Here is a 15,903-nt window from a genome sequence, read left to right on the forward strand (position 1 = left end):
TTTTCCTCCGTCCTTGTTGTTTGTAGGGTGTTTTCTTTTTTTTTTCTTTTTCTCCCCCCCCCCCCCCCCCCCCCCCCCCCCCCACCCCCCACCGGCCCGCACCCTAAGAACCGGCCGCAACCTTCCCCCGCGCCTCCTTCATCCGCACCGCGTGCTCGTTCGTCCGGACGTCGTACGTCATGAGCTTCGGCAGGCACAACGCGAGCGCCCCCACCGCGGCCACGCACAGCAGACCCCCGGCCCACACGGACCCCCGCACACCGATCCACGCGGCCATGCCGCCGGCCCGTACCTGTCCCAGCTGAGGCCCGACCGAGTACGAGAGCAGCTCGATCCCGGCCAGCCGCCCCCGCAGCTCGTCCGGGATCGTCTGGTTCCACATCGCCGCGCGGAAGATCCCGCTGACCATGTCGAAACACCCGCCCAGCGCGAGGAACAGCAGAACCAGCCACACATCGTGGACGACCCCGGCGGCCACCATCGCGAGCCCCCAGAACGCCGCCGCCAGCACCACCATCCGCCCGTGCCGATGCACCCGGGACGTCCACCCGCTCGTCAGGCTCACCAGCAGCGCCCCGGCGGGCAGGGCCGCGTACATCAGGCCCAGCGACCACTCGGCGTCCAGCTCGTCCGCCAGGAAGGGCAGTACGGCCAGCGGGAACGCGAAGAACATGGCGGCCAGGTCGATGGCGTACGTCCCCAGGAGCTCCTTGCGGCTCCACGCGTACTGGGCCCCCTCCAGGATCGACCGCAGTGACGGCTTCGCGGCCTCGTGGGAGGCGGGCGACGCGGCGAGGCCCACGGCGAGCGCGACCGACACCACGAAGGTCGCCAGGTCCGCGGCATAGGCCCAGCCGAGCCCGGCGTACGCCACGACGAGCCCCGCGACCGCCGGGCCCGCGACCCCGCCGACCGTCCACCGCAACGAGTTGAGCGCGGCCGCCGCGGGCAGGTGCTCGTGCCGCACGATGCGTGGCGTGAGTGCGTCCAGGGCGGGCCGCTGGACGGCGACCAGCGAGGAGGAGAGCGCGGCGACGGCGTACAACGGCCACACCAGGGGATCCGGCAGCAGCGCGTTGACCAGCAGCACGGCACTCAGCAGCCCCTGCCCCACCTCCGTCCAGAGGATCAGCTTCCGCTTGTCCAGGGCATCGGCGAGGGCCCCGCCGTACAGCCCGAACACGATCAGCGGGACGAGTTCCACCGCGCCGATCGCGCCGACGGCCACCACGGAGCCGGTCAGATCCTTCATCTGCACCGGCAGCGCGACGAAGGTCAGGAAGCTGCCGAAGTTGGTGACGAGCCCGGCCACCCACAGCCGCCGGAAGTCGGCGGAGGTCCGCCACGGCGCCAGATCGGGCAGCAGCGCGCGCAGGCGCGAGGGGGCCGGGCCAGGGGCCGAATCGGGGGTATCGCAATCGGGTTCCGTCACGAGGTGCCATGGTCCGGCGCGGCCCCGACGAGGACAACCGCTTTTCCGACCGCGGAGGACCTCCGGGCCACCGGCGAGCAGGTCACCGCCACATTGACACCGGCCAGCACGTCACCGCCACGGCGGCACCTGCGAGTACTTCGCCGACAAGGTGGCACCTGCGACTACCTCACCGACGCCGCGGCACCTGCGACTACCTCACCGGTACAGCGGCCCCGGCGAGTGCGTCACCACCGTGCCGGCGGTGGAGACGTCAACTGGTCCGCCAGCCGCGACAGCCGGTCCCGCAGCCGCCGCCTGCCCCGCGGGGAGGGGAGCGAGTTCTCCCCGGCCGCCGCGCTCACCAGGTGCTGCACGGTGTCCAGGTCGAGGTCCGGCTCCGATGGCACCGCGAGCGCCTCGTGCGCCATCGCGTGCAGTTCACGGTCGCCGCAGTCCAGCGCGAGGACCGTCGCCCCCGCCCGGCGTGCGTCGTGGACCCGTTCCAGGAGCGGGGCCCCGGGTGCGTCCGGCGCCACCACGAGAAGCGTCTCGCCCCGCCGGGCCGCCTCGATCCGGCCGAGTCCGACGGCCAGATGGGCCGGGTCCCCGGGCCGCGCCCCGTGCCGTACGAGCGTCGGCGTCAGCTCCGGGGTGCCCGACCAGGCGGCCTCGTCCACGAGGTGCGCGGCCAGGTGCCACGGCTCGTACTCCGCCGTCCCCACCAGCAGCAGTCCGCCCCCGTGCGGCAGCACGGAGGACCGCAGCGCTCCCGCGAACCGCCTTGTGGCACCCGGCCACTCGGTTCCGGCGAGCACTTCGCGCAACAGGGCGACCCGTACGGCATCCATGCGCACGCATCCTGCCGCAACCGGCCACTCGTCAGGTGGAGTTCACCATGAATTCGCCCGGGGTGGGCAGAGTGTCCGTCCGAGTCGGTAAGGGAGGGTTCCATGGCCAGTACTGAGACATCCGTGCCGTTCCGGGCGGGACAGGAGGGCTACGCGAGCTTCCGCATCCCGGCCGTCGTCGCCACCGGCGGAGGCACCGGCAGCGGCACCCTGCTTGCGTTCTGCGAGGGCCGGGTCGGCTCCCGCGACGACTTCGGGAACATCGACATCGTGCTGAAGCGCTCCACCGACGGCGGCCTCACCTGGGGCCCGCTCCAGGTCGCCGCCAAGAACGGCGACGCGCTCTCCGGGAACCCGGCCCCCGTCGTCCTCGACACCGGCCGCGTCCTGCTCGTCCACCTCCGCAACGCCGCCCTCGCCACCGAGGACGCCATCCGCCGCGGCAAGGTGAGCGCCGCCGACGGACGTCGCGTCTGGGTCCAGCACAGCGACGACGAGGGCCTCACCTGGTCGAGCCCGAAGGAGATCACCAAGCAGGCGAAGAAGGACACCTGGCGGTGGTACGCCACCACCCCGGGCCACGCCGTCCAGTTGAGCACCGGCCGGGTAGTCGTCCCCGCCAACCACTCCCTGCCGCCGACCGGCAAGGACACCGGCACCGAGGGCAAGTACAACGGCGGGCACTGTCTGCTGAGCGACGACGGCGGCGGGACCTGGCGCATCGGGTACGTCGACGACAACACCGACAACTACATCAACGTGAACGAGACCACCGCCACCGAACTCCCCGACGGACGCGTCTACTTCAACACCCGCACCGACTCCACCGCCCCCGGCACCCGCGCCGACGCATACTCGCGGGACGGCGGCCAGAGTCTGGTCAAGCCCTTCCGGCCGCAGGCCGGACTCACCGGCCCGGTCGTCGAGGGCAGCGTGCTCCAACTCCGCGACCCGGACGTGCTGCTGTACTCCGGCCCCGCCGACCCCGGTTTCCGCGCCCTGATGACGATCCGCGCCAGCACCGACGACGGCGTCACCTGGCGGCCCGCGCACACCGTGGACGGGCTGCCCGCCGGGTACTCCGATCTCGTCCGCGTCGACGACGACACCGTCGGACTCCTCTACGAGACGGGCGACTTCGGCGCGTACGAGACCATCGTCTTCCGCAGGGTGCCCGTGACGGCGCTCACCTGACCGCCGCGGACGCGAACCGCGCACGTAAAGTCGGCCCATGACCTCTACTGACAGTGCACAGAAGGCGCCCGCGAAGGACCCCTGGGACCTTCCCGACGTGTCCGGGCTCGTCGTCGGCGTACTCGGCGGCACCGGTCCGCAGGGCAAGGGCCTCGCCTACCGGCTGGCGCGGGCCGGCCAGAAGGTGATCATCGGATCGCGGGCCGCCGAGCGCGCGCAGGCCGCCGCCGACGAACTCGGCCACGGCGTCGAGGGCGCCGACAACGCCGAGACCGCCCGCCGCAGCGACATCGTGATCGTCGCCGTGCCGTGGGACGGACACGGCAAGACGCTGGAGTCCCTGCGCGAGGAGCTGGCCGGCAAGCTCGTCGTCGACTGCGTCAATCCGCTCGGCTTCGACAAGAAGGGCGCGTACGCGCTGAAGCCCGAGGAGGGCAGCGCGGCCGAGCAGGCCGCCGCCCTGCTTCCGGACTCGCGCGTCACCGCCGCCTTCCACCACCTCTCCGCGGTCCTCCTCCAGGACCCGGAGATCGAGGAGATCGACACCGACGTCATGGTCCTCGGCGAGGAGCGCGCGGACGTCGAGATCGTCCAGGCACTGGCCGGCCGCATCCCCGGTATGCGGGGCGTCTTCTCCGGGCGGCTGCGCAACGCCCACCAGGTCGAGTCGCTGGTGGCGAACCTGATCTCGGTGAACCGCCGGTACAAGGCCCACGCGGGTCTGCGTGTGACCGACGTGTAGCCGTGCGGCGAGTTCCGGACGGAGCGCGTGCGGACGGGCTCCGGACGTGGGGGACACTGGACACAGCAGTGTCCCCCCGACGGGACAGAGCACTCGTCCCCTCGACGGGACCGAGCAGAGTCCCTCGGCGGGACCGACAGCCACGACAGGAACCGACAGGAGCCGCACCCCATGTCCCGACTCGCCCTCTACGCCCTCGTCGTCTGCCTGCTGGCCACCGCCGCGGCCGTCGTCTCCTTCGTCCAGGGCAGCTGGCTGGGGATCGTGTGGGTGCTGCTCGCGGGTCTCTCGTCCAACATGACCTGGTACTACCTGCGCCGGGACAGGGCGCGCCGCCAGGCGCAGTCCGTCACGGGCTGACCGAGCAGTACTCGTTGGTGTCCGTCCAGAAGCGGTAGAGGTTCTGCCCGCAGTACGTCCGGAACTCGTCGATGTCCAGGCTGCGCAGCAGCGCGTCGATCACGTCGAAGAACACGCCGTTCACCGCCGGGATCCACAGGATGGCGATCACGAGGAGCAGCCCGAAGGGCGCGAGGGGCTCCACCTGGCGACGGATGTTGTGCGACAGCCAGGGCTCGATCATGCCGTAGCCGTCCAGGCCCGGCACCGGCAGGAAGTTCAGCAGCGCGGCCGTGACCTGGAGCAGCGCGAGGAACGCGAGGGCGAACTGGAAGTCCGCCGGTACGCCGTCCAGCGCGTCCAGCCAGAACGGGGCCGTGCAGACCACCGCGAACAGCACGTTCGTCAGCGGGCCCGCCGCCGAGATCAGACTGTGCTTCCAGCGGCCCTGGATCCGGCTCCGCTCGATCCAGACCGCGCCGCCCGGCAGACCGATACCGCCCATCATCACGAAGATGACGGGCAGCACGATACTCAGCAGCGCGTGGGTGTATTTGAGAGGGTTGAGGGTCAAATACCCTTTCGCGCCGATCGAGATGTCGCCGCTGTGCAGGGCCGTGCGCGCGTGCGCGTACTCGTGCAGGCAGAGTGAGACGATCCAGGCGGCCGTCACGAACAGGAAGACGGCCACGCCCGGCTGCTCGGCGAAGCCCGTCCAGGTGGCCCATCCCGTCACCGCGGTGACGGCCACGATCCCGAGGAAGACGGGGCTGATCCGCCGGTCGCTGTGGCGGGTGGTGGCGGTGGTCATGGGGTCGGGCTCCCTGGGGTTCGCTCAGCGGGCTTCATGCTGAGGGGCGTGCCCGACCGTACCGGGCGTATGCCGAAAACGTCTCGCGATCGCCTGTGAGTTCCGGAGAGGGTGGACCCATGAGGTCGTGGCAGGTGTTCTACGCGGGCAGGCGGGCGCAGTGTGAACCCGTACCCGGGGAGCGGTCGCCGCGTCCGGCCGATACCTGGGCCAAGCGGTCCGAACCGGCGGAAACCCGTACACCGGAGAGCTCCGCAGTGACCGGTGTCCTCGTCACGATCGACATCCCGGGCGCCACTCCGCAGGAACCCCGCGACCCGTGCTGAGACCACCGGAGACAATGGACCCCGTGCGCTACCGCATTCTCGGCACCACCCAGGCACTCCGCGGCGACGGCACCCCCGTCCCGGTCGGCGGGGCGCGGCTGCGTGCCCTGCTGACCGTGCTCGCCCTGCGGCCGGGACGGACCGTGCCCGCGGCCGTACTGGTCGACGAGGTGTGGGGCGCCGACCCGCCCGCCGATGCCACGGGCGCGCTGCAGGCCCTGGTGGGCCGGCTGCGCAGGGCGCTCGGCGCGGACGCGATCGCCTCCGCCGAGGGCGGCTACCGGCTGTGCGCGGCGGCCGACGACATCGACCTGTACCGCTTCGAGCGGCTCGCGGGGGAGGGCGTCCGCGCGCTCGCCGACGGCGACCCCGGCAAGGCGGCCGTCGTCCTCGACGACGCCCTCGCGCTCTGGCGCGGCCCCGCCCTCGCCGACCTCCCGGACCGCACCGCCGAGTCCTCCCGCTGGGAGACCCGCCGCCTCGACGCCCACCGCGCCCGCCTCACCGCGGCCCTCGCCCTCGGCCAGGCCGAGCAGTACCTCCCCGACCTCACCGCCCTCGGCGACGAACACCCTCTGGACGAGCCCCTCCAGGTCCTGCGCCTGCGCGCCCTGCGCGACGCGGGCCGCACCGCGGAGGCACTGGCGGGCTACGAATCCGTACGACAGCTCCTCGCCGACCGTCTCGGCACCGACCCGGGCCCCGAACTGCGGTCGCTGCACGGGGAGTTGCTGCGGGGGGAAGCGACTGAGAACGGACACCGGCCGACGTCGTACGAGCAGCCGCCCGGGCCCGATGCCCCGTCCGGCGCCCGCGACCGCACCCTCGGCAACCTGCGCGCCCGGCTCACCTCCTTCGTCGGCCGGCACACCGACCTGGAGACCATCCGTGGGGACCTCGGATCCGCCCGCCTCGTGACACTGCTCGGGCCGGGCGGGGCCGGCAAGACCCGGCTGTCCCAGGAGGCCACCGAGAGCATCGCCGCGTCCATGCCCGACGGGGTGTGGCTGGCCGAACTCGCGCCCGTCGACTCCCCGGAGGCCGTACCCGAGGCCGTGCTCACCGCGGTCGGAGCGCGGGAGACCGTGCTGCGCGGCGCCGGCGCCGAGGAGATGCGGGCCGTCACCGACCGGCACGACGACCCCCTCGTCCGGCTCACCGAGCACTGCGTCAACCGCCGCATGTTGATCGTCCTCGACAACTGCGAACACGTCGTGGACGCCGCGGCCCGCCTCGTCGAACAGCTCCTGGAGCGCTGCCCCGGACTGACCATACTGGCCACGAGCCGCGAACCCCTCGGCGTACCGGGGGAGTTGCTGCGGCCGGTGGAACCGCTGCCCGAGCCCTACGCGCTGAAGCTGCTCGCCGACCGTGGCGCGGCCGCCCGGCCGGGCTTCCGTGTCGAGGACGACCCGGAGGCGGCAGCCGAGATCTGCCGGCGGCTCGACGGACTGCCGCTGGCCATCGAACTGGCCGCCGCCCGGCTGCGGATGCTCACCCCGCGGCAGATCGCCGACCGCCTCGACAACCGCTTCCGCCTCCTCACCTCCGGCAGCCGTACGGTCCTGCCGCGCCAGCAGACACTCCGTGCCGTCGTCGACTGGTCCTGGGACCTCCTCGACGAGGGTGAACGGGGCGTGCTGCGGCGGCTGTCCGTCTTCGCCGGCGGCTGCGACCTCGCCGCCGCCGAGGCCGTCTGCGGACCCGCCGCGCTGGACGCCCTCGGCTCGCTCGTCGACAAGTCCCTTGTGGTGGCGGCGCCTTCCGCCGTGGAAGGGGCCGACGGCGGGATGCGCTACCGGCTCCTGGAGACCGTCGCCGAGTACGCCGGGCAGCGGCTGGACGAGTCCGGCGAGCGCCCCGCCGCCGAGCGCGCCCACCTCACGTACTACCGCGAACTCGCCCGCACCACCGACCAGAAGCTGCGCGGCCCCGGCCAGCGCGCGGCCATCGAACTGCTCCAGGTCGAAGGCGAGAACACGCGCGCCGCACTGCAGCACGCCGTCGCCGAACGCGACGAACAGGAGGCGCTCTGCCTCGTCCTCTCCCTCGCCTGGTACTGGCAGATCCGCGACCTGCGCACGGCGGCCCGCAACTGGACCCGCGAGATCATGGCGCTGGGCCCCGACCCGTTCGCGCCGCCCGCCGAGCCCGCCGTCCCGATCTACGAACCGTGCACCGCGACTCCGCCACCGATGCGCCCCGAGGTCCTCGCCGAGGCCCGGCGCGGTGTCCACCTCCTCCATCTCGCCTGTATGGACCTGGAGTTGGAGACCTGGCAGACCTCGGAGGCCGAGGCGAAGCTGCTGGCCATCACCGAGACCTACCAGCCGGGGCTCCCGCAGGTCTGCCGCAACCCCGGCTTCCTCTGGTTCTACGCCGTGATGCTGACCGGCGACATGGACCGGCTGCGCGAGGTCATCGACGCGAGCGTCGACACCTGCCGGGAGCTCGGCTACCAGTGGGAGCTGGCCGGCTCCCTGCAGATGCGCGCCAACATCCTTGCCAACCGCGCCGACTGGGCCGGTGACGCGACCCGTGACGCGGACGAGTCACTGGAGATCTTCGTCCGCATCGGGGACGGCTGGGGTGCCGCCGAGGCGCTCTCAGCACGGGGCGAGGCCCGTGAACGCAAGGGCGAGTACCAACTCGCCGCGGCGGACTACCGGGCGGCCATCACCCACGCCGAACACCTCGGTGCCCGCGCCCAGACGGCCATCCTCACCACCCGCCTCGGCAGCGTACTCATCGACTCGGGGGAGGCCGAGCGGGGCGAGCGGCTGCTCCGTGACGTCCTGGAGAAGGGCCACGGAGCGCGCAACGAGGCGATGCCCGCGGCCCGGCTCTTCCTCGCGATGTGGCTCGGCCGCACCGGCCGGCTCGCCGAGGCCCGCACCCAGATGGACCGGATGCGTGAGGAATTCGCCGCTGTCCATTTCGTGGTCTTCGACGGGTACGTGCTCGGGGTCGAGGCATGGCTGGACGCCGTGGAGGGGCTGTACGAGGGAGCGGTTACGAAGGTGCGGGGTGCCCTGCAGCGGGCGCGAGACCCGCTGAGCCTCATGATCTCGCCGAACATGATGTCGGCACATCTGGTCACCGCCGCCTTCGCGCTGTGCGGCGTCGACGGCGGACAACGGGTCCGGGACGCCGCCCGCTGCCTCGGCGCCGCCGACGGGCTGCTGCCGTCCGGCCACTTCCGGTCCGCGATCGAACGGCATGTGCGGGAGCGCGCCGAGACGGCCTTGCGCGCCGTCCTCGACGACGAGGCGTACGAGACGGCGTACGCGGAGGGCGGCGGCCTCTCCGCGGAGGAGGCCGCCGCCCTGGTCTGACGACGCGGATCGTGGACGTACCGTGGTCCGGACGATTCGTGAACGTCAGCTCTTGGTACGGAACTTGTGGATCGCGACCGGCGCCATCACGGCGGTGATCGCCACCGACCAGGCGAGGGTCACCCACAGGTCGTGCGCCACCGGGCCGCCCACCATCAGCCCGCGGGCCGCGTCGGCGAGCGTGGACAGCGGGTTGTAGTCGGTGAACGCCTGCAGCCAGCCGGGCATGGACGCCGTCGGGGCGAAGATCGACGAGCCGAACTGCAGCGGGAAGAGCACGAGGAATCCCATCGCCTGCACGGACTGTGCGTTCTTCAGGATCACGCCCAGGGTGAGGAACACCCACATGATCGACGAGGCGAACACCGCGGCCAGGCCCACGGCCGCGAACAGACCGGGCCAGCTGTTGATGTCGAACCCGACCAGTACGGCGACGATCATCAGCACGGTCGTCGCGAACAGCATGCGCACGAGTTCCACGGAGACCTTCGCGAACAGCACCGAGCCGCGTCCGATCGGCAGGGACCGGAAGCGGTCCATGACACCGGAGTTGAAGTCCTGGCTGAAGCCGGTGCCGACGCCCTGGGACAGCGTCATGCTCATCATCGCGATCATGCCGGGGATCACGTACTGCACGTAACCGTCCTGGCCGCCGCCCAGGGCCTGCCCGATCGAGCCGCCGAAGACGTACACGAACAGCAGGGTGAAGACGACCGGCATCAGCAGGGCGTCGAACATCGACTCGGGGTCCTGCCGGATCCACAGCAGGTTGCGGCGGACGAGGGCGCCGGTGTGGCGCAGATGGCCGCGCAGCGGGATCCGGCCGTCCGCCTTGGCGTCGGCGGCGGAAAGGTCGCTCGGGGCAAGAGTGGTGGCGCTCATACGGCGACCTCCTCGAGGTCGGGGGCGGGCGTCGCGTCCTGCGGGGCACTGGCGCGGTGACCGGTGAGGGACAGGAACACCTCGTCCAGACTGGGCAGTTCGGTGGTGACGGAGGAGAGCGTGATGCCGCGCGCGACGACCGCGCCGACCACGGCGGTCAGCTGCTCGTCGCTGAGGATCGGGACCAGGACGGCACCGCGTTCGGTGTCCACGGTGCTGGCGGCGAGGCCGGTGAGACCCAGCTCGTCGAGCGCGGCGGCCAGGGGCCGCAGCTGCAGCGGATCGACCGGGCGGACCCGCAGGGTACGGCCGCCGACCTTCGCCTTCAGCTCCTCGATGGCGCCGCCCGCGATGACCTTGCCGTGGTCCACGACGGTCAGCTCGGAGGCGAGCTGCTCGGCCTCCTCCATGTACTGGGTGGTGAGCAGGACGGTGACACCGTCGCCGACCATGCGCTTGATCTCGGTCCACACCTCGTTGCGGGTGCGCGGGTCGAGACCGGTGGTGGGCTCGTCGAGGAAGAGGACGGAGGGCTGCCCGATCATCGACGCGGCCAGGTCGAGGCGCCGCCGCATGCCTCCGGAGTACGTGCTCGCCGGCCGCTTGGCGGCGTCGGTGAGCGAGAAGCGCTCCAGCAGTTCGTCGGCACGGGCGCGGGCGTCCTTGCGCGGCAGATCGAGGAGCCGGCCGATCATGTAGAGGTTCTCCCAGCCCGGGAGCTTCTCGTCGACGGAGGCGTACTGACCGGTGAGACCGATCACACGGCGCAGCTGCCGCGGCTGCCGTATGACGTCGTAGCCAGCGACGTTCGCCTGCCCGGAGTCGGGGGAGAGGAGGGTGGACAGGATGCGTACGAGGGTGGTCTTGCCGGCGCCGTTCGGTCCGAGCACACCCATCACGGTGCCCTCGCGGACGTCCAGGTCCACGCCGTCCAGTGCCTTGGTCTCGCCGTAGTGCTTGACCAGCCCCCGTACGGAGACGGCGGCGTTTCCGCCGCTGGGGTTCTTGTCGATTCGCGTCATGCCGCCAAGGTGTCAGCCCCCACCGACAAACCACCGACATCCCACCGACAGACTCGATATGTCACCGACAGTCGTTTGTCGGGTGTCGTGTGCGGCGCCGTTGTGGCTGGTCGCGCAGTTCCCCGCGCCCCTGAAAGCGGCCCGCACCCGATCCCGGCCCGGCCCGCGCGGCAAAGGGGCAGCCCGCCGACGGGGGAAGATCGGCGGGCTGCCTGGTGCCACAGTGGACTAGTGGACGGAGTGCTCCTCCAGAGGGAACGTTCCGCCGACGACGTCATCGGCGAAGGCCTTCGCCGCGTCGCCCATGACCTCACGCAGATTGGCGTACTGCTTCACGAACCGGGGCATCTTGCCTCCGGTCAGCCCGAGCATGTCCGTCCAGACCAGCACCTGCGCATCGGTGTCCGGCCCCGCCCCGATCCCCACCGTGGGAATGTGCAGCACCCGGGTCACCTCGGCGGCCAGCTCCGCGGGAACCAGTTCGAGGACGACCGCGAACGCCCCCGCGTCCTGGATCGCCTTGGCGTCCCGCAGAAGCTGCTGGGCGGCCTCCTCGCCGCGCCCCTGGACGCGGTACCCCATCGAGTTCACGGACTGGGGGGTGAGCCCGATGTGCGCCATCACCGGGATACCGGACTCCACGAGCAGCTCGATCTGCCGGTGGGACCGCTCACCGCCCTCCAGCTTCACCGCCCCGACCCCGGCCTCCTTCACCAGCCGGGTCGCCGAGCGCAGCGCCTGCACCGGCCCCTCCTGGTAGGACCCGAAGGGCAGGTCGCCGACGATCAGGGCGCGCGAGGTGCCCCGTACGACGGCCGCCGAGAGCATGGTCATCTCGTCGAGGGTGACGGGCACGGTCGACTCGTACCCGAGGTGGCAGTTGCCCGCCGAGTCGCCGACGAGCATGACCGGGATACCCGCCTCGTCGAAGACGGACGCGGTCATCGCGTCGTACGCGGTGAGCATCGGCCACTTCTCGCCGCGCTCCTTGGCGGTGGTGATGTCGCGGACGGTGATGCGGCGTGTGCCCTTGCCCCCGTACAGCGCCCTACTGCTGCTGTCGGTGGTCGCCTGGGCAGCCGAAAGCTGCGTCATTGCAACGGCTCCTTCTGTCATCTCGAAGCGCCCTCACGGCGTCTCCGGATCCCCTCCATGGTGGCACCTCGTGCCAGGGAACGGCTAGAGGGGGCACCCCGCTCCCCATAGCGGGGCACCCCGCGGCACCCCGCTCCCCATGGCCCCGTAAGGTCTCGGTAAAGGGTTTCAAATACGAGACGGTCTCGTATCGAATGTCTTCTAGGCTTTTCGGCATGACAACTCCCGCCGTCCCGGCCACCCGCATACCGGAAGCCGTGCACCGGCGCCGCTGGGCGATCCTCGGCGTCCTGATGCTGAGCCTGCTGATCGTCGTCCTGGACAACTCGATCCTGAACGTCGCGATCAAGACCATCTCGACGCCCGCCCCGACCGGCCTGGGAGCCACCCAGAGCGAGCTGGAATGGGCCATCAACGCCTACACCCTCGTCTTCGCGGGCCTCCTCTTCTCCGCGGGCCTCCTCGGCGACCGGCTCGGGCGCAAGAAGGTCCTGCTCGGCGGACTCTTCGTCTTCGGCGTCGGCTCGGCACTCGCGGCCTCCTCCGGGACGCCGGTCGAGCTCATCTCGTTCCGCGCCGTGATGGGCCTCGGTGCCGCCTTCGTGATGCCGGCCACCCTCGCGGTCCTCATGAACGTCTTCGAGCGCGACGAGCAGCCCAAGGCCATCGGCATCTGGGCGGGCGGCGTCGGCCTGGCCATCGCCATCGGCCCGATCACCGGAGGCGTGCTCCTCGACCACTTCTGGTGGGGCTCGGTCTTCCTGATCAACGTGCCGATCGTGATCCTCGCACTGGGCCTGATGATCTGGCTGGTCCCCGACTCCCGAGACCCGAAGCCGGGCCGGATCGACCCCGTGGGCGTCGTACTGTCCGTCGTCGGTCTCGTCCTGCTCGTCTACGGCATCATCAAGGGCGGCCAGCTCGCCGACTTTACGGACCCCACGGTCCTCGCGACCATCGGCGCCGGACTCGCCGTACTCGTCGGCTTCGTGGTGTTCGAGAAGCGCAGCAGCCACCCGTCGATCGACGTCACGTACTTCAAGGACAAGGTCTTCTCGGCGGCGATCAGCGCCATCGCGCTCGTGTTCTTCGCGCTGATGGGCGTCACCTTCTTCGCCGTCTTCTACACCCAGAGCGTGCGCGGCTACTCGCCCCTGCAGACCGGCCTGCTGATGCTGCCGCTGGCCGTCGCGCAGCTCGTCTTCGCGCCGCGCGCCCGGCTGGTCGTGGACCGCTTCGGCAACAAGGCCACCACCACCGGCGGCATGCTCCTCATCGCCGCCATGCTCGCCGCGTTCGCCACGCTGGAGGCGGACACGCCGATCTGGATCCTGGAGGTCATCTTCTTCCTCATGGGCGCCGGGATGGCGCACATCATGACGCCCACCAGCGTCGTGATCATGCAGGCCCTGCCCCGCGAGAAGGCCGGCTCCGCCTCCGCGCTCAGTAACACGTTCCGCCAGGTCGGCGGCGCCCTCGGCATCGCCGTACTCGGCTCGGTCCTGTCCGCCGCGTACCGCTCGGGCATCGAGGACAAGCTGCCCGCCGCGGCCCGGCACAGCGCGGGTGAGTCCATCGAGGCGACGCTCGGCTTCGCCGCGAAGCTCGGCCCCAAGGGGGAGGCTCTCGTCGGCCCGGCCAACGACGCCTTCCTGCACGCGATGCATGTCACGGCCCTGTGCGGCGCGGGTGTCGCCCTCGTCGGCGCCGTGGTCGTGGGCCTGTTCCTGCCCGGCCGCACACCGGCCCCGGAGGAGAAGGAGACGGAACTGGTGGGCGCGGACAACTGAGCCGTACGGCAGGGATCCGGCCACCCGGGACGGCGAGTGACCGAACTCCCCGCGCACCGGGGAGAATCAACGGGGCGGCCGGCCGAACACGGGCGGCCGAAACAGCGGGATTCGAGAGCGGAGCGAGGACGTGGGCGTCGCGGAGCAGGAGGCGGGGGCGGCCGGCGGGAGCGGACCCGCCAGAGGGCGCCCGCGCAGCGAGGCCGTCGAGCACGCGATCGTCGAGGGCGTCATGAAGCTGCTGGAGGAGGGCGTCCCGCTCGCGGACATCTCCATCGAGCGGGTCGCCCGCATCGCCGGTGTGGGAAAGGCCACCATCTACCGGCGCTGGAGCGGGCGCGAGGAACTCTTCTGCGACGTGCTGCGCACCGCCGAACCGCCCGACCCGGAACTGCCCGGCGTCTCCATGCGCGAGGACCTGATCATCCTGCTCGAATCGCTGCGGCAGCGCGGTCTGGCCAACCGCTCGTCGGCGATCATGTACAACGTCCACGCGCAGATGAAGAGCAGCCCCAAGCTGTGGAAGGTCTACCACTCGGCCGTCATCGAACCGCGCCGCCGCATGACGTTCGACGTGCTGCGCCGCGGCCAGCTCAACGGCGAACTCCGCCCGGACGTCGACGTGGAGCTGGCCAACGACCTCTTCGTGGGACCCATGCTGGTTCGCGCCGTCCTCCGCCCGGACGCCGGTCTGGAGGAGGACCTGCCCGAACGGATCGTCGACACGGTCCTGGCGGGACTGGGACCAGCCCAACTCTGAGCGCGGCCCGGCGACGGCTTCCGGAACGGCTGCCGAAGAGGCTGCCGAGACGGCTTCCAACCCCCGTGGGAATGTGCGCGTTTCGTCACAGACCACCCCTGTCGGGCGCGCAACCGGAACTCCTCACGTCGACTCTTTCGTCCTCGTGCCCGTACGGCCGTCATGGCACGGCGAGAACAAACGCGATCATCCCCTAGGGTCTTATCCGCAGGGATGGTGTGCACGGCACTTGGTGAGGCGACGGTATGGCGCAGGCGTACAAGACGGAGACGGGCAGCGGTGACCAGGGGTCCGACCGCAGAGAACCCCGGCTTCGGCGCCTGCTCTCCACCCTCCGCGACGACCGGGGCATCTGGCGCCGGGGCATCGTCCTCGCCGCGTTCGCCCTCGTGCTCGCCCTGGTCATGGGGCTGCACGCGCGGATCCCGAACACCATCGGCAACCTCGGCAGCCTCACGGAGACGTTCCTGCCCTGGCTGGCCGTCCTCATCCCGGTGCTGTTCGTCCTCGCGCTGGTCCGCAGGTCCGCGACCGCGCTGATCGCCGTACTGCTGCCGGCGGTCGTCTGGCTCAACCTCTTCGGCGGACTGCTCGCAGACCGGACCGGCAGTGGCGGAAATCTCACGGTCGCCACGCACAACGTCAACGCCGACAATCCGGACCCGGCCGGCACGGCCCGCGACGTGGCCGCGTCCGGCGCCGACGTGGTCGCCCTGGAGGAGCTGACGGCCTCGGCGGTCCCGGTGTACGAGCAGGCCCTGGACCCGACGTACAAGTACCACTCCGTGCAGGGCACGGTCGGCCTGTGGAGCAAGTACCCGCTGAGCGAGTCCCGGCCGGTCGACATCAAGCTCGGCTGGACGCGTGCGATGCGGGCCACGGTCACCGCGCCGGAGGGGAAGCTCGCGGTGTACGTGGCCCATCTCCCCTCCGTGCGGGTCAAGATGGAGGCCGGGTTCACCGCCCGCCAGCGCGACAAGAGCGCCGACGCGCTCGGTGAGGCCATCGCCGACGAGAAGCTCCCGCAGGTCGCCCTGCTCGGCGACCTGAACGGCACGATGAACGACCGTGCGCTGAACGGCGTCACCTCGCAGATGCGCTCCACGCAGGGCGCGGCGGGCAGCGGCTTCGGCTTCAGCTGGCCCGCGTCGTTCCCGATGGCCCGGATCGACCAGATCATGGTCAAGGGCGTCGAGCCGGTCACCTCCTGGACACTCCCGGAGACGGGCAGTGACCATCTTCCGATCGCCGCGCGCGTGAAGCTTTCGGCAACCGGCTCGTAACCCCTGGGAATACTGGGGCTGGGACGCTTTGTTCCGTAGATGAACATAAGCTGTACGGAACT

The 15,903-nt window shown here is 71.1% G+C and carries 14 protein-coding genes; 8 read left to right on the forward strand and 6 right to left on the reverse strand.

What is annotated here, in order from left to right; genetic code table 11:
- Positions 1–103: 103 nt before the first annotated feature.
- On the reverse strand, positions 104–1,432 hold the full coding sequence (locus tag ACZ5VQ_RS40665; protein WP_469109399.1) for an MFS transporter: 1,329 nt from the start codon (positions 1,430–1,432) through the stop codon (positions 104–106).
- A 227-nt stretch (positions 1,433–1,659) separates the two neighbouring features.
- On the reverse strand, positions 1,660–2,262 hold the full coding sequence (locus ACZ5VQ_RS40670) for a hypothetical protein (protein WP_143631296.1): 603 nt from the start codon (positions 2,260–2,262) through the stop codon (positions 1,660–1,662).
- Positions 2,263–2,364: 102 nt separating this feature from the next.
- Here ACZ5VQ_RS40670 and ACZ5VQ_RS40675 point away from each other — a divergent pair, with 102 nt between their 5' ends.
- The 3 genes from ACZ5VQ_RS40675 (at position 2,365) to ACZ5VQ_RS40685 (ending at position 4,558) form a co-directional block, all read left to right on the forward strand.
- Entirely contained in the window at positions 2,365–3,456 is a 1,092-nt protein-coding gene (locus ACZ5VQ_RS40675; protein WP_469109400.1) for a sialidase family protein, read from the forward strand.
- Between the two features lie 37 nt (positions 3,457–3,493).
- Positions 3,494–4,198 carry an NADPH-dependent F420 reductase gene (npdG, locus tag ACZ5VQ_RS40680; RefSeq protein WP_362080122.1) on the forward strand — a complete coding sequence of 235 codons (705 nt, stop codon included), beginning with the start codon at positions 3,494–3,496 and terminating at the stop codon, positions 4,196–4,198.
- Positions 4,199–4,369: 171 nt separating this feature from the next.
- Positions 4,370–4,558 (forward strand): hypothetical protein, encoded by a 189-nt coding sequence (locus tag ACZ5VQ_RS40685; RefSeq protein WP_189838244.1) that lies wholly within the window; start codon positions 4,370–4,372, stop codon positions 4,556–4,558.
- Here the strand turns inward: ACZ5VQ_RS40685 and ACZ5VQ_RS40690 are convergent.
- Positions 4,548–5,348, reverse strand: a complete 801-nt coding sequence (locus ACZ5VQ_RS40690; RefSeq protein WP_469109401.1) for a site-2 protease family protein — start codon at positions 5,346–5,348, stop codon at positions 4,548–4,550. The genes ACZ5VQ_RS40685 and ACZ5VQ_RS40690 overlap by 11 nt on opposite strands.
- Positions 5,349–5,467: 119 nt before the next feature.
- On the opposite strand from ACZ5VQ_RS40690, the gene ACZ5VQ_RS40695 reads away from it, so the two are divergent.
- Positions 5,468–5,674, forward strand: coding sequence for a hypothetical protein (locus tag ACZ5VQ_RS40695; RefSeq protein ID WP_469109402.1), 207 nt, complete (start codon positions 5,468–5,470; stop codon positions 5,672–5,674).
- Between the two features lie 14 nt (positions 5,675–5,688).
- Positions 5,689–9,009, forward strand: a complete 3,321-nt coding sequence (locus ACZ5VQ_RS40700) for an AfsR/SARP family transcriptional regulator (RefSeq protein ID WP_469109479.1) — start codon at positions 5,689–5,691, stop codon at positions 9,007–9,009.
- A 45-nt stretch (positions 9,010–9,054) separates the two neighbouring features.
- Here ACZ5VQ_RS40700 and ACZ5VQ_RS40705 read toward each other — a convergent pair whose 3' ends face one another.
- The 3 genes from ACZ5VQ_RS40705 to panB form a co-directional block, all read right to left on the reverse strand.
- Positions 9,055–9,891: an ABC transporter permease gene (locus ACZ5VQ_RS40705; RefSeq protein ID WP_469109403.1), complete on the reverse strand. Its 837-nt coding sequence runs from the start codon at positions 9,889–9,891 to the stop codon at positions 9,055–9,057.
- Positions 9,888–10,913, reverse strand: a complete 1,026-nt coding sequence (locus ACZ5VQ_RS40710; RefSeq protein WP_306940400.1) for an ATP-binding cassette domain-containing protein — start codon at positions 10,911–10,913, stop codon at positions 9,888–9,890. The genes ACZ5VQ_RS40705 and ACZ5VQ_RS40710 overlap by 4 nt, the downstream gene beginning before the upstream one ends.
- Before the next feature lie 228 nt (positions 10,914–11,141).
- On the reverse strand, positions 11,142–12,008 hold the full coding sequence (gene panB, locus ACZ5VQ_RS40715) for a 3-methyl-2-oxobutanoate hydroxymethyltransferase (protein ID WP_055611165.1): 867 nt from the start codon (positions 12,006–12,008) through the stop codon (positions 11,142–11,144).
- 215 nt (positions 12,009–12,223) lie between these two features.
- Here panB and ACZ5VQ_RS40720 point away from each other — a divergent pair, with 215 nt between their 5' ends.
- The 3 genes from ACZ5VQ_RS40720 (at position 12,224) to ACZ5VQ_RS40730 (ending at position 15,841) form a co-directional block, all read left to right on the forward strand.
- A complete protein-coding gene (locus ACZ5VQ_RS40720; RefSeq protein WP_469109404.1) occupies positions 12,224–13,798 on the forward strand; it encodes an MFS transporter in 1,575 nt (524 codons plus the stop codon).
- Positions 13,799–13,928: 130 nt separating this feature from the next.
- On the forward strand, positions 13,929–14,558 hold the full coding sequence (locus ACZ5VQ_RS40725) for a TetR/AcrR family transcriptional regulator (RefSeq protein ID WP_469109405.1): 630 nt from the start codon (positions 13,929–13,931) through the stop codon (positions 14,556–14,558).
- A gap of 245 nt (positions 14,559–14,803) precedes the next feature.
- Positions 14,804–15,841: an endonuclease/exonuclease/phosphatase family protein gene (locus tag ACZ5VQ_RS40730; protein WP_469109406.1), complete on the forward strand. Its 1,038-nt coding sequence runs from the start codon at positions 14,804–14,806 to the stop codon at positions 15,839–15,841.
- The last annotated feature ends 62 nt before the right edge of the window (positions 15,842–15,903 follow it).

This window comes from Streptomyces sp. NPDC033178 (assembly GCF_055577685.1).